The sequence below is a fragment of the Amycolatopsis kentuckyensis genome (assembly GCF_041679295.1).
GTDB lineage: Bacteria > Actinomycetota > Actinomycetes > Mycobacteriales > Pseudonocardiaceae > Amycolatopsis > Amycolatopsis kentuckyensis_A.
In genome coordinates this window covers 1-13,301 of the sequence record NZ_JBGDMD010000004.1, presented here as the reverse complement: position 1 = coordinate 13,301, position 13,301 = coordinate 1, and the positions used below count along the sequence as shown (strand labels likewise).

General features: G+C 72.4%; 12 protein-coding genes. 2 read left to right on the top strand and 10 right to left on the bottom strand.

Features of this window, described 5'->3' with window-relative positions; genetic code table 11:
• Positions 1 to 77: 77 nt before the first annotated feature.
• On the top strand, positions 78 to 1,343 hold the full coding sequence (locus tag ACERZO_RS16780) for an alginate lyase family protein (RefSeq protein WP_372665595.1): 1,266 nt from the start codon (positions 78 to 80) through the stop codon (positions 1,341 to 1,343).
• Positions 1,344 to 1,347: 4 nt separating this feature from the next.
• Here the strand turns inward: ACERZO_RS16780 and ACERZO_RS16775 are convergent, their stop codons facing one another.
• The 4 genes from ACERZO_RS16775 to ACERZO_RS16760 form a co-directional block, all read right to left on the bottom strand.
• Positions 1,348 to 2,298, bottom strand: coding sequence for a copper transporter (locus ACERZO_RS16775; protein ID WP_372665594.1), 951 nt, complete (start codon positions 2,296 to 2,298; stop codon positions 1,348 to 1,350).
• On the bottom strand, positions 2,295 to 3,479 hold the full coding sequence (steA, locus tag ACERZO_RS16770) for a putative cytokinetic ring protein SteA (RefSeq protein ID WP_372665593.1): 1,185 nt from the start codon (positions 3,477 to 3,479) through the stop codon (positions 2,295 to 2,297). Before steA ends, ACERZO_RS16775 begins: the two co-directional genes overlap by 4 nt.
• 88 nt (positions 3,480 to 3,567) lie before the next feature.
• A complete protein-coding gene (locus ACERZO_RS16765) occupies positions 3,568 to 4,743 on the bottom strand; it encodes a DUF1266 domain-containing protein (RefSeq protein ID WP_372665592.1) in 1,176 nt (391 codons plus the stop codon).
• On the bottom strand, positions 4,740 to 5,726 hold the full coding sequence (locus ACERZO_RS16760; protein WP_372665591.1) for a zinc-binding alcohol dehydrogenase family protein: 987 nt from the start codon (positions 5,724 to 5,726) through the stop codon (positions 4,740 to 4,742). The genes ACERZO_RS16765 and ACERZO_RS16760 overlap by 4 nt, the downstream gene beginning before the upstream one ends.
• Positions 5,727 to 5,792: 66 nt before the next feature.
• Between ACERZO_RS16760 and ACERZO_RS16755 the strand changes: the two genes are divergently transcribed.
• Positions 5,793 to 6,239, top strand: a complete 447-nt coding sequence (locus ACERZO_RS16755) for a MarR family winged helix-turn-helix transcriptional regulator (RefSeq protein WP_372665590.1) — start codon at positions 5,793 to 5,795, stop codon at positions 6,237 to 6,239.
• A 200-nt stretch (positions 6,240 to 6,439) separates the two neighbouring features.
• Here the strand turns inward: ACERZO_RS16755 and recN are convergent, their stop codons facing one another.
• The 6 genes from recN to ACERZO_RS16725 form a co-directional block, all read right to left on the bottom strand.
• On the bottom strand, positions 6,440 to 8,221 hold the full coding sequence (gene recN, locus ACERZO_RS16750; protein ID WP_372665589.1) for a DNA repair protein RecN: 1,782 nt from the start codon (positions 8,219 to 8,221) through the stop codon (positions 6,440 to 6,442).
• Positions 8,222 to 8,309: 88 nt separating this feature from the next.
• Complete coding sequence (locus ACERZO_RS16745) at positions 8,310 to 9,236, bottom strand: NAD kinase (RefSeq protein ID WP_372665588.1); 927 nt, start codon at positions 9,234 to 9,236, stop codon at positions 8,310 to 8,312.
• The gene (locus tag ACERZO_RS16740; RefSeq protein ID WP_372665587.1) at positions 9,233 to 10,060 is read right to left on the bottom strand and encodes a TlyA family RNA methyltransferase; all 828 of its coding nucleotides are present in this window, start codon (positions 10,058 to 10,060) and stop codon (positions 9,233 to 9,235) included. Before ACERZO_RS16740 ends, ACERZO_RS16745 begins: the two co-directional genes overlap by 4 nt.
• A 5-nt stretch (positions 10,061 to 10,065) precedes the next feature.
• On the bottom strand, positions 10,066 to 10,263 hold the full coding sequence (locus ACERZO_RS16735) for a hypothetical protein (protein WP_072480075.1): 198 nt from the start codon (positions 10,261 to 10,263) through the stop codon (positions 10,066 to 10,068).
• A gap of 16 nt (positions 10,264 to 10,279) precedes the next feature.
• The gene (locus tag ACERZO_RS16730) at positions 10,280 to 11,245 is read right to left on the bottom strand and encodes an HAD-IIA family hydrolase (protein ID WP_372665586.1); all 966 of its coding nucleotides are present in this window, start codon (positions 11,243 to 11,245) and stop codon (positions 10,280 to 10,282) included.
• Positions 11,238 to 13,208, bottom strand: coding sequence for a hypothetical protein (locus ACERZO_RS16725; RefSeq protein ID WP_372665585.1), 1,971 nt, complete (start codon positions 13,206 to 13,208; stop codon positions 11,238 to 11,240). The genes ACERZO_RS16730 and ACERZO_RS16725 overlap by 8 nt, the downstream gene beginning before the upstream one ends.
• Positions 13,209 to 13,301: the final 93 nt, after the last annotated feature.

Here is a 13,301-nt window from a genome sequence, read left to right as displayed (position 1 = left end):
GGACGTCAGAATCCCTGCAGCCGTACCGCCGCCCGGTGACGACGTGGGGATTTCGACGTCCCCGGAAGGCGGTCGACGTGCGCAGAGTCCTCGGCGCGCTGGCGGTTTCCGCGAGCATGCTCCTGGTCCCGGTGAGCGGGACGGCGGTGGCCGCGTCGCCACCGCACACCGTCGTCACCGACGGCGCCAAACTCGCGAACATCAAGCAGGCGATCCGCGGCGGTCACGCGACCAAGGCCCAGCGGGACGCGCTGAAAGCCGTGCTGGCCAAGGCGAACACCGCGCTCACCGCCGGGCCGTGGTCGGTCATGGACAAGCCGTCCGCGCCGCCCAGCGGGAACAAGCACGACTACATGAGCCAGGCGCCGTACTGGTGGGCGAGCCAGCCGAAGACGCCGGAAAACCCGCAGGGCTGCCCGTACGTCAGCAAGGACGGCCAGCGCAACCCGGAGGCCGACGCGATCACCGACCACACCTACCGGATGTGGGCGTGGGACGCGATGTACTACCTCTCACTGGCCTGGTACTACACCGGCGACGCGAAGTACGCGAAGCGGGCGGCGCTGGACATCCGGACCTGGTTCCTCGACCCGGCCACCAGGATGAACCCGAACATGACGTATTCGCAGATCGTGCCGTGCCGCAACACCGTCAGCGGCACCGGGATCATCGACTCGACCCAGTCGTTCAGCCAGCTGATGGACGCGTTCGCGCTGCTCGACGGCGGCGCGCCGGGCTGGACCGGCAAGGACCGCTCCGGCATCAAGGCGTGGCTGACGCAGTACCTCGACTGGATGCAGACGAGCCCGCAGGCGAAGCTGGAACTGGCCGCCACCAACAACCACGGCACGTTCCTCGACATGCAGAACGCGACGATCTCCGCCTACCTGGGGCACCGCGACGCGGCGCGGAAGATCGTCCTGGACGCGGAGCAGAAGCGGTTCCCGGTGCAGTTCGCCGCCGACGGCAGCCAGCCCCTCGAACTCTCACGCACGATGTCGTGGCACTACGTCAACTTCAACCTCACCGCGTGGGGCCGGATGGCGGAGGTCGGCAAGAACCTCGGCGTCGACGTCTGGAAGTACAAAGCCGCCAACGGGGTGACGCTGCGGAAGGTCGTGGACCAGCTGATCCCGGGCGCGCTGCACGGCGCGGAAGCCTGGCCGCACCAGCAGATCGGCGTGTTCGACCAGTCGATCGCGGCCGACATCTTCCACGCAGCGGCCGAGGAAGCGCACGACACCGAGGCGGCGGCCGCGCTCAAGCAGATGCCGCTGCCGGCCGGCGGGGACACGTGGCCGGTGCGGGTGTCCTGCTTCCCGCTGGACCCGCCCCTCAAGTAAGCGGTCAGTTGCCGTTGGGGGCGCCGACGCCGGGGGCGGGCGCCGTCGCGTTGCCGGCGACGCCGTAGCGCCCGGCCCCGCCGTCGAGCTGTTCCTTCAGCGCCAGCACGGTGCTGACCCGCCCGGCCGAGCTGTCCACGTTGTCCACAGTGGACAGGATCGACGTCGCCGAGGTGTCCGCGCGGACGACGCCCAGCGCGCCGGTGCCGTCCGCGGACCCGGCGTCGCCCGCCAGGACCGTGCCGGCGCCGGAGCGGTCGAGCTGCGTGGCGAACCGGGCGATCGTCGCCGCGCGGTCGCCCGCGCCGTCGCCGGTCGCCGGGGCGCCGGTCAGCACGATCGCCAGCTGCGCCGGCTTGACGTCCCCGCCCGCCTTGACGAACCCGCCGTCGGTGAGCCCGCCGATCGCGGCCGCCAGCTCTTCGGGCGACGACTGCGGCTTCGCCGTGGTCTTGTCCAGCAGCAGCACCGACCCGAGCAGCGCGCCGGCGAGCGTCCCGGAGTCGCCCGCGGTCGGGAACTTCGAGCCGGCGGGCTGCAGCCGCGTGACGACGTCGCGCAGCTGGTCGGCCTTCTCCGGGTCGGCGAACGCGGACGTCAGCTGCACTTCGCCGGTCACCGACGCCCCGGACTGGCCGATCAGCTGCTTGAGCGCGTCCCGGTCGGCCGGGCGCGCGTCCTCCGTCGTCACCAGCACCACGGACCGCTTGTCCAGCGCGCCCGCGACGACCTTCGGTCCCATCGAGCCGGCGAACGCGTCCGCGTCGGCCAGCCGGGCGTTGAGCGCGTTGCGCTGCGCCTCGAGGTCGGAGACCTGGCTGCCGAGGTCCTTCTTCTCCCCCGCGAGCCCCGACAGGAGCGAGCCGTTCAGCGCCGTCGAGCCGAGCACGACCCCGACGGCCAGCGCGAGGAAGCAGGCGGCGATGGAAACGACGTGGTAGCGCAGCGAAATCACGTGAACAATCCCTTGACCCAGGCGGTGAACGAGTTCCAGGTGCCCTTCAGCCAGTCCAGGTAGACCGAGCCCACGTCGGACACCAGCAGGGCCGCGGCGACCACCACGACCGCGGCGAGCACGAGCAGCACCACCGCGCCGATCGACACCCGGCTGCGGTGCAGCGTCGCCACCGCCTTGCCGTCGACGAGCTTCGTGCCGAGCTTCAGCCGGGTCAGGAACGTCGACGGGTTCGACCCGGACCGGCCGTGGTCGAGGAATTCGCGCAGCGTGGCCTGGAACCCGACCGTGACGACGAGGCTCGCGCCGTGCGCGTCGGCCAGCAGCAGTGCGAGGTCCTCGGCGTTGCCCGTCGCGGGGAAGGTCACCGCGCCGATGCCGAGGTCCTGGATCCGCTCGACGCCCGGGGCGTGCCCGTCGGGCTGGGCGGGCACCACGACCTCGCCGCCGCCGCGCAGGGTGGCGGTGCCGATGCCGGTGGGGTCGCCGACCACGACGTCCGGCTTGTACCCCTGCACGCGCAGCGTGTCGGCGCCGGCGTCGACGCCGACCATGACCGGCCGGTGCTCGGCGATGTACTTCTTGAGCTTCTTGAGGTCCTCGGCGTGCCCGTTGCCGCCGGCGACCACCAGCACGTGCCGGTCGCGCAGCGGCACCTTCAGCTCCGGCACGCCGACGCCGTCGAGGATCAGCGTGCGCTCGCGGCGCAGGAACTCGATGGTGTTGGCCGAAAACGCTTCCAGCTGCGTCGACATCCCGGCCTTGGCTTCGATCATCTGGTCGGCGACGCTGTCGGCGGTCTGCTCGATCCCGGAGGCGACCTGGCGCTCGCCGACGTACACGACGCCGTCGTGCAGCCGCAGCTTCGTGCCGTCCTTGATCGACCGCAGCAGGTCGCTGCCGACGGAGTCGACCAGCGGGATGCCGGCGCCGATGAGGATTTCCGGGCCCAGGTTCGGGAACCGGCCGGAGATCGACGGCGACGCGTTGACCACGCCGGCGACCTCCGCGTCGACCAGGGCGTCGGCCGTCTGGCGGTCGAGGTCCAGCTGGTCGAGCACGACGATGTCGCCGGGACTGATCCGGCGCAGGAGCTCCCGGGTGCGGCGGTCCACGCGGGCGACGCCGGTGATCCCCGGAAGGGGTTCTTGGTTCCGCGTGAGCAAGCCGGTGAGCTTCATGTGGCCGATGGTGACAAATTTGCTCGTGGGACGACGTACGCCACGCCGTAGCCGGGGTGACTCGTTGTGGTGACCTCCCCCGCACGGGTCAGGCGTCCGACTCCTCCGACAGCGACCCGAAATCGAGGTTCACCCAGGGGCTGCCCGGGTCCTGAAGGAGCTGGTGGTGGACCCGCACGGCCGCCGGGTACCACTCGCCGAACTCGTCGTCCTCGGCGTGCAGCACGCGGCCCATGAGGTACCCGGCCGACAGGTCGGCCCATGACTGGTGGTAGCGACGAGCGAGCGATCCCGCTTCGAGCACCATCAGCTCGGCGGTCAGCGCGTCGCAGTAGCCGGCCGCGAGCCCCCACCGCGCGATGTTGACCGCGCGGCCGACGTCCCACGAAAGCGCCGTCGTGACGAAGCCGTCCGCGTCGACCAGGCCGTCGGCCCGGAAGCGCTGCTCGCAGCGCGACACCCGGCGGACGGTGTGCCGCAGCTCGTCGGCCTGGTCGGCCGCGTCGTTCTCCGCGCACCACCGGTCCACCAGCTCCGCCCAGGTCAGCGGGTCGAACTCGCCGCTGGTCAGCCCGAACTCCGCGGCGAACCGCAGGCGCAGCATGAGCACGAGGTTGCCCGGCGTCAGCGCGTAGCCGTCGCCGATCAGGTCGGCCATCGTCGCGCGCCAGGCCGGCGGGTCCGGCACGCCCCACCAGTCCCGCAGGCCCCGCACCTCGGCGACGTAGTCGTGCCGGCGCGCGTCCAGGACGTTCCACGGCGCCGCGTTGAGCACGGCCAGGTGCGCGCCGCACGCCAGCGCGTGCGCGATCGGGCCTTCGAGGTGTCCGTACGGCGCGGTGATCAGCCGTTCGACCTGCTCCTCCAGCGGGACGACGTCGTCGTGGTGCGCGTCGAGCCACGGCTGCAGGGTCGCGCCGGGCAGCCGCCACTCGCCGCGGGTGCCGCGGTTGAACACGACCCGCTCGTGCCGCCCGACGCCGTCGACCGCCCAGTCCAGCGCCCCGCTCATGGCGACCACGTCCGGGCCGAGGTCGGGCAGCGCGCCGCGGGTGAAGACCTGCAGGAACTCGTCGCCGCCCGTCTCGTAGTAGACGTTGGGGAACGTCTCCGCCCGCTCGTCGAGGATGCTGTGGGCGTCCACGCGCCGGATCGGGACGAAGAGCTCTTCCCCGGCGAGCAGGCCGAGGTAGCGGTCCAGGTCGCCGTCGCGGCGGGCGGCGGCCAGCCGCGCTTCGACGTCGGCGGGCGGCGGCAGGATCACGGGGCGGCTCCCTCCGCTCGGCCGGTCAGCACGACGAGCTTGCCCGCCGTCCGGTTGTGCTCCAGGTCGTCGTGCGCCTGCCGGATCTCCGTCATCGAGTACACCTTCGCGGGGCCGAGGGTCACGGTGCCGTCGGCGATCCGGTCGAGGTGGCGCTGCAGAACAGAGGCGGGCAGGTCGTCCGCCTCACCACCATAAGCGGTCAACCGCACCCCGGCGGGAAGGTATCCGATCGGATAGAAGTTCGAGATCGTCCACTGGTTGGACAACATGCCGGCGAAGCAGACGGTGCCGTGCACCCGGGTGGCGTTCAGGGTGTCCAGCAGGGTCGGCGTCCCGACGAGTTCGAGGGCGGCGTCGACGCCTTCGGGAGCGATCTTCCGGACCTGCGCGGCGATGTCGCCGTCGTCGAGGAGCGGGTGGTCGACGCCGTGGTCGCGCAGGGTTCGGAGTCTTCCTTCCTGGCGGGTGGTCGCGAAGACGGTGGCGCCGAGGTCCTTCGCCAGGGCGGCGGTGGCGAACCCGAGCGCGGACGTGCCGCCGCGGATCAGCAGGGTCTGGCCTTCCCCGAGGTCGAGGCCGGTCGTGAGCGAGCCGTACGCGGTCTGCAGCGTCTCCGGGACCTGGCCGATGACTTCCCACGGCAGGGCGCTTTCGAAGGGGATGACCTGGTTCTTCGGCACGACGGTGTATTCGGCGTAGCCGCCGTCGAACGTGCGGCCCATCCCGCCCATCATGGTGGCGACCTGCTGCCCGCGTTCGAACCCGTCGCCGGCGTCGACGACCCCGACGGCCTCGATCCCTGGGACACGCGGGAAGGTGACGCCTTCGGCGAGCCCTAGCCGGGTGTGCAGCTCGGACCGGTTGAGCCCGAACGCCTTCACGGCGATCCGGACCCAGCCGGGTTTCACCTCGGGCAGCGGGATGTCCTTCAGTTCGAGGTTCTCGACGGGACCGGGTTCTCGGAGTACCACCGCACGCATCCTGGGTCCTTTCTTCGCAAGCGAACAGTCCGCACAACAACTATCCGCTCGCGTAGTATTCCCGGCATGAGCTTGTCCCCCGACCACGACGCGGCCTGGCGGAGTTTCCTGCGCTCGTCGGCGCTGCTGCTGAGGGTGCTGGACGCGGAGCTGCGAGCCGAGCACGGGATGACGCACCGGACGTACGACGCGCTGGTCCAGCTGTCGGAGGCCCCGGACCGGCGGCTGCACATGAAGGAGCTGGCGGACGCGTTGGTGCACAGCACCAGCGGCTTGACGCGCGTGGTGGACGGCTTGGAGCGGGCCGGCTACGCACGCCGCGAGGTGGACCCGGCGAACCGGCGGGCCACGCTGGTGGTGCTGACGGCCGAGGGCTTGGCGGCGCTGGAGGCGGCGTGGCCCACGCACGTGCGGGGCGTGAAGCGGTACTTCGCGGACCAGGTGACCCCGAAGCAGGCGCGAGTGCTGGCCGAGGTGTTCGGCACGATCAACGCGGACCTCGAGAGCCGCTGAGCCGCAGCCCGGCCCGCGGCCGCCCGCCATGCATTGCGGCCTCCGGCCGACCCACCCGGAACCCAGCGTCTTGAATGAGTCATTCAGGTCTTAGGAGGTCCTGAATGACTCATTCAAGACCTTCGGCGGCCCGCCCCGAGCTCGGAGCGGCCCCCGGCGACCCAGCCCGCCTGACGCCCGGCGCCGGCCCGGAGAGCCGCCTACTTCTTCTTGCCCCGCTTGGGCTTCGGGGCCGGCTCGGCCTTGGCCTTCTCCGCGGTCGCCAGCAGCTCCTCGGCGTGCGCGCGGCCCGTCTCGGTGTCGTCCATCCCGGCGAGCATCCGGGCGAGCTCGTTGACCCGCTCGGTCTGGCTCAGGTTCTTCACGCCGCTGCGCGTCACGCCGCCGCTGTGGCCCTTGTCCACCACCAGGTGCTGGTCCGCGAACGCCGCCACCTGCGGCAGGTGCGTGACCACCAGAACCTGGTGGGTGCGCGCCAGCCGGGCCAGCCGCCGGCCGATCTCGACCGCCGCGCGGCCGCCCACCCCGGCGTCGACCTCGTCGAACACCAGCGTCTGGACCGTGTCCGCGTGCGCCAGCACCACCTCGATCGCCAGCATCACCCGCGACAGCTCACCGCCCGACGCGGCTTTGTGCACCGGCAACGGCGGCGCGCCGTCGTGGGCGCGCAGCAGCAGCTCGACGTCGTCGACGCCGTCCGGGCCCGCGTGCACCGCGCGGCCGTCGAGGGTCAGCGCATGCGTGTCGCCGTGTTCGGCCGGGCGCTGCTCGACCGTCACCTCGATCGCCGCCTGGCCCATCGCCAGCCCGGACAGCTCGCGCGTGATCTCCTCCGCCAGCGCCGCCGCGGCCTCGACGCGCGCGGCCGAGACCTCGACCGCGTGCGCGGCCAGCTGCACCGCGAGCTGGTCGCGCCGCAGCGCCAGCTCGGACAGCGCCTCCTCCGACGTGTCCATCGACTCCAGGCGGCGCCGGGCGTCGTCCGCCCAGGCCAGCACGCCGTCGACGTCCGCCGCGTACTTGCGGGTCAGCCGCTTCAGGTCGGCCTGGCGAGCCAGGACCTTCTCCAGCAGCGCCGGGTCGGCGTCCAGCGTCTCGACGTAGTTCCCCAGCTCCGACCCGACGTCGGTGAGCAGCGTCGACGCCTCTTCCAGCCGCGGCGCCAGCTCGCGCAGCACCGCGTCTTCGGACGTCGAAAGCCGCCGCAGCGCCTCGGACACCATGCCCATCGCGCTCGGGGCGTCCGGGTCGCCGTCCGGCGAGCCCGACAACGCCTGGTGCGCCTCGGTCGCGGCCGCGCGCAGCTCGTCGGCCGCCGCGAGCCGCTTGATCTGCGCGGTGAGCTCGACGTCCTCGCCCGGCTCCGGCGCGACGGCGTCGATCTCGGTCAGCCCGTGCTTGAGCAGGTCGGCCTGCTGGGCCATCTCCCGCGACCGCGTCGACCGCTCGGTCAGCTCCGCGATCACCGCGAGCCACTCGGACCGGACCTCGCGGTACGCGGTCAGCGGCTTCGCCACCGCGTCGCCGGCGAAGCGGTCGATGACGTCACGCTGCTCGCTCGGGCGCAGCAGCCGCAGCTGGTCGTTCTGCCCGTGCACCGCGATCAGCTGTTCGGACAGCTCCGCGAGCACGCCGACCGGCACCGACCGGCCGCCCAGGTGGGCGCGCGAGCGCCCGTCGACGGCGACGGCCCGCAGCGCGATGACGCTGCCGTCCTCGTCGACGTCGGCGCCCGACTCGGCGACGATCCGCTCGGCGCCTTCGACCCCGGAATAGGTGAACCGCCCTTCCACGAACGCCTTGAGCATCCCCGTCCGGACCTTGGACACCTCGGCGCGGCCCCCGGACAGCAGGTGCAGCCCGGTGACGACCATGGTCTTTCCCGCACCCGTCTCACCGGTGACGACGGTGAAGCCCGCGTGCAGTTCCAGCAGGGCGTCCTCGATGACTCCGAGGCCCTGGATGCGCATCTCGGCCAGCACGCCGCCTACGGTAGCGGCCCCCACCGACACTCTGCGCGCGCGGGCACCCGGCGAGTCGCCGATATGTTCGAATGAATCGCCGAGCGGTTCATTCGCAGGGGCGCGCGTGGCGCTCGCGCCAGCTCTTCACCGGCAGCGAGAACTTCTGGACCAGGCGATCGGTGAACGGCCCGTCCCACAGGCGGACCAGCCGCACCGGCGTCTTGCCGTTCGTGACGCGCACGCGCGCCCCCGGCGGCAGCTCGATGAGCCGCCCGCCGTCGCAGGTCAGGACGGCCGGCGAGCCGTCCGGGTCGATCCCGACGGTGATCACCGAGTCCCGCGAGACGACCAGCGGCCGCGAGAACATCGCGTGCGCGTTGCTCGGCACGACCAGCAGCGCCTCGACGTCCGGCCAGATGATCGGGCCGCCCGCCGAAAACGCGTACGCCGTCGAACCGGTCGGTGTGGCGCACAGCACACCGTCGCAGCCGAACGCGGACACCGGGCGGCCGTCGACCTCGATCAGCGCGTCCAGGACCCGCTCGCGGGTGCTCTTCTCGACGCTGGCCTCGTTGAGCGCCCAGGCGCGGGCGAGCTCTTCGCCGTCGTGGGTCACCGTGACGTCGATGGTCATCCGCGGTTCGACCTGGTAGTCGCCGTCGACGACGCGCTGCACGGTGTCGGCCAGCGCGTCCGAGTCGGCCTCGGCGAGGAAGCCGACGCGGCCGAGGTTCACGCCGAGCACCGGCACGCCGGCCGGGCGGGCCAGCTCGGCCGCGCGCAGCAGCGTGCCGTCGCCGCCGAGGACGAACACCAGCTCGACGCCTTCGGCGGGGTTGTCGTCCGGGTCCACGACGGTGCAGGTCGACCCGACGCCGTGCTCGTCGGGGTTGATCAGCGCGCAGACGTCGTGCTCGATCACCCGGATCCGGATGCCGGCCTTGGCGAAGCGCGCGGAAACCTCGCGCGCGGCTTCGCCCGTCGCTTCGCGATCGGGGTGCACCATGAGGAGAACTTCACGTTCGGTGGTCATGCGGGCCCTTCCTCGACGGCGGTTCGGACGAGCCGCTCGGCCTCAGACCTGTCTACCGCGTCCACAGTGGACTCGGCCACGTGTTCTTTCTTCAGCCACACGAAGTACTCGACGTTCCCGGACGGCCCGGGCAGCGGGCTGGCGGTGACTCCGCGCAGCGCGAGCCCGAGCTTCGCGGCTTCGCCGATGACGGTGAGCACGGATTCGGCGCGCAGTTCCGGGTCGCGGACGACGCCGCCGCTGCCGAGCCGGTCCTTGCCCACCTCGAACTGCGGTTTCACCATCGGCACCAGGTCGGCGCCTTCGCGCGCGCAGGCGGCGAGGGCGGGCAGCACGAGCTTGAGGGAGATGAAGCTCAGGTCGCCGACGACGACGTCGACCTGGCCACCGAGGTCTTCGGGAGAGAGGTTGCGAACATTGGTGCGGTCCATGACCACTACCCGTTCGTCGGTGCGGATCCGCCAGTCGAGCAGGCCACGGCCCACGTCGGCGGCGATCACGGTGGCGGCGCCATTGCGGAGCAGGACGTCGGTGAAGCCGCCCGTGGACGCGCCGGCGTCGAGGCAGCGTTTGCCCTCGACGCTGAGGCCGTCGAACGCCTCCAGGGCACCGAGCAGCTTGTGCGCACCGCGGGACGCCCAGCCGGGGTCGTCCTCGTCCTTGACGACGATGGGCGCGTCGGTCTCGACGCCGGTGGCGGGCTTGCTGGCCACCATGCCCCGCACGGTGACCTTGCCGCCGGTGATCAGGGCCGAAGCCTGCTCGCGCGACCGGGCGAGGCCGCGCCGAACCAGTTCCGCGTCGAGGCGCGCCCGCTTGGGCACCGTGGTCAGACCTTGTCGATGCTGGAGAGGGCGACCGTCAGCTCGGTGTGCACGGCGTCGAACCGCTCGACGTGCTCCGCGAGCGGCAGCGCGTCGAGGTCGTCCAGCCCGGCGACGGCTTCCTCGATGCCGGCCCGCGGGTCGGTCTGCTGCGAGAACGAACCGGGCGGCGGGCCCGGAACGGGGTAGGGATGATCCTGCACGTTACGACGGTAGCAGTCAGCGCAGCCGGGCCTTCGTGTCCTCGCCGAGTTCGGTGACGCCGGTCTCCCAGGCCACGTGGCAGAGCGCGCGGAGCAGGTCCAGGTCGTCGCCGTCGCCCTTCGCCGTCAGGCGGCCGTGCTCGACGGTCACGGTCCAGCCCGGGCGAGGACCGATCTTCAGGTCATCGGCTTTGTCTTCGAGTGCGGTGAGGTCTTTCGCGAGGTAAGTCGCGCGCTCGGCCGGGATGGCCTCGATCAGCTGCTCCGGCGTCGCGACGCCGGAAAGGACGACCAGCGAGTCGATGCCCGCGGCGACCGCGCCGGCGATGTCGGTGTCCAGCCGGTCGCCGACGACGAGCGGCTTTTCGGCACCCGCCGACCGCGCGGCGGTTTCGAACAGCAGCGGCTCCGGCTTCCCGGCGACGAGCGGCTCGACGTCGGTGGCGGTCCGCAGCGCGGCCACCATCGAGCCGTTGCCGGGCAGCAGCCCGCGCTCGCTGGGCAGGGTGGCATCGACGTTGCAAGCCACCCAAAGCGCACCGGCGCGGATCGCCAGGCAGGCTTCGGCGAGGGCGGCCCAGGTGTTGTCGGGCGAATGGCCCTGGACGACCGCCTGGACGCTCTCGGCGTTCTCGCGGACGGCTTTGAGACCTGCCCCGGTGACTTCGGCGGCGAGGGACTCGGTGCCGACGACGAGGACCTCGGCGCCGGGCTCGAGCCGTTCCTTCAGCAGCTGCACACCGGCCTGGGCGCTGGTGTGCACCTCACCGGCGTCGGCGGGCATGCCGAGGCCGGTGAGGTGGTCGACGACCTCGGCCGGGGCCTTGGACGCGTTGTTCGTGACGAACCGGACGGGCGTGCCGTGCTCGCGCGCGGCCCGCACCGTCTCCGGGGCGCCCGGGATCACCCGGGCGCCGTGGTAGACGGTGCCGTCGAGGTCGAACAGGACCGCGTCGTAGGCCGCGAGCAGGGCGTCACTCATCCGAGTCGGTCTTCTCCTCGTTGGCCAGGTCGGCGGCGCGCTCGGCGGCGTCGGTCTCGTCTTCGGCGTCGGCCTCGGCGGCGTTGAGGAACCACTGGACGGCCTCGTCCTTCCGCCCGGCGGCGACGAGGTTGTCGGCGTAGGCGTAGAAGAGGCGAGCGCTCCACGGGTCGCGCTTGTCCGCCTTGAGGTCGTCACTCTGCAGCGAGACGACGGCGGCGTCGAGCTGCCCGAGGTCCCGCCGCGCGCCGGCGGCGACGATGGCGAGCTCGATCTGGACGGCCTTGCTCAGGGTGGCCTTGTCGGCCTCCTTCGCCAGGTCGAGGGCGCGTTCGGGCCGGCCCAGCGCCCGCTCGGCGTCGGCGATGATGGCGATGTGGTCGTCGCTGCGGGTCATCCGCCGCACGGCCCGCAGTTCGGAGAGGGCTTCCGACCAGTTCCCGGCGTGGTAGGCGACGAGGCCGAGCGCCTCCCGCACGATCGGCACGCGCGAGGCCTTGGCCTTGGCGTACTTGGCGTGCTCGAGCGCGGCTTCCGGATCGGAGTCGACGAGCCCCCCGGCGGCGACGAGGTGCTTCCCGACGGTCTCGGCCAGGCCCTTGGGCAGGGTCCTCAGCTCGCGGCGGGCTTCCTCGTCGAGGTCGGAGAACTCGATGTCCTCGGGGAGTTCGGGGGCTTCGAGGAGTTCCCTGGCGAGGGCCTCGTCGGAGAGCGGAGTCCCCACGCGCGGCTGCGGGTCGCGACGGGGCCGGTCGTCCCGCTTGTAGCCGCCGGAGCGGGGGCCGCGGTCCTCACGCTTGGAGCCACCACGGTCATCGTCGCGGCGCTGGTAACTGCCCCGGGAGTCCGAGCCGCCACGGTCGTCGCGGCGCTGGTAACCGCCCCGAGAGTCGGAGCCGCCACGGTTCTCACGACGGTCGGAACCGCCGCGGTCGTCCCGCTTGAAGCCACCACGGTCATCGTCGCGCCGCTGGTAGCTGCCCCGAGAGTCCGAGCCGCCACGGTCGTCGCGGCGCTGGTAGCTGCCACGCGAGTCCGAGCCACCACGGCCACGGTCATCGTCGCGGCGCTGGTAACCACCGCGCGAGTCCGAGCCACCACGGCTCCGGTCATCGTCCCGCTTGAACCCACCGCGGTCGTCGTCCCGGCGCTGGTAGCCGCCGCGATCCTCGCGTTTGAAGCCGCCGGTGCGGGCACCGCGGTCGTCGTCCCGGCGCTGGTAACTGCCACGCGAGTCCGAGCCGCTGCGACCGCGGTCGTCGTCCCGGCGCTGGTAGCTACCGCGCGGGTCCGAGCTGCCGCGGCTGTCGTCGCGGCGCTGGTAGCTGCCCCGGGAGTCCGAGCCGCCGCGGCTACGGTCGTCATCGCGGCGCTGGTAACCGCCGCGCGAGTCGGAGCCACCACGGCCGCGGTCGTCGTCGCGGCGCTGGTAGCCGCCGCGGGAGTCGGCGCCAGTGCGGGAGCCGCCGCTGCGGTCCTCCCAGCGCGGCTTGCGGTCTCCGTACGAGGACTTGCCCTGGGGGCGGCCGGCGCGGTCGTCCTGGCCGCGGCCCGAGTTCTCGTAGCGCCCGCCGGAGCGGGGGGTGTCGCGGTCTCCGGACCGGCCCGGGCCGCCCGAATACCGGCTGCCACCCGGCCGGCCGGCGGAGTCGCGGCCGCCGTCGCGGAAGCTGCCGCGACGGTCGTCGCGGTCGCTCGTGCCGCGGCCCTGACCTGCGTAACCTCCGCGCTGGTCGCGGTCACGGGGACCGTCGCCGCCGCGGAACGGCTTGCCGCCGCCGCGGACTCCGCGGTCGTCGCGGCGCGGCCGGCCCTGGTAACCGCCGTCGCGGCCGCCGCGGTCCTGCCGCGCGCCGCCCTGGTTCTTCCGAGGTGCGTCCGACCGGCCCCGGGAGCCTTCGTCCCGGCGTGCCGACCGGCCGGACCCATCATCCGCTGAGTCTCGTCGACCGAACTCGGACACCTGGCCTCCTGCCGTGAAAAAATCTTGTTCCGGACATACGCGTACGGCCCGCTAGGGCAGCCAACTGGCTATCCTAACGGGCCGTACGTAAGG

Coding starts and splice junctions, on each gene's coding strand:
- steA (WP_372665593.1), bottom strand. CDS start 3,479: ATGAAGCTCACCGGCTTGCTCACGCGGAACCAAGAACCCCTTCCGGGG.
- ACERZO_RS16760 (WP_372665591.1), bottom strand. CDS start 5,726: ATGCGTGCGGTGGTACTCCGAGAACCCGGTCCCGTCGAGAACCTCGAA.
- ACERZO_RS16755 (WP_372665590.1), top strand. CDS start 5,793: ATGAGCTTGTCCCCCGACCACGACGCGGCCTGGCGGAGTTTCCTGCGC.
- ACERZO_RS16745 (WP_372665588.1), bottom strand. CDS start 9,236: ATGACCACCGAACGTGAAGTTCTCCTCATGGTGCACCCCGATCGCGAA.
- ACERZO_RS16730 (WP_372665586.1), bottom strand. CDS start 11,245: ATGAGTGACGCCCTGCTCGCGGCCTACGACGCGGTCCTGTTCGACCTC.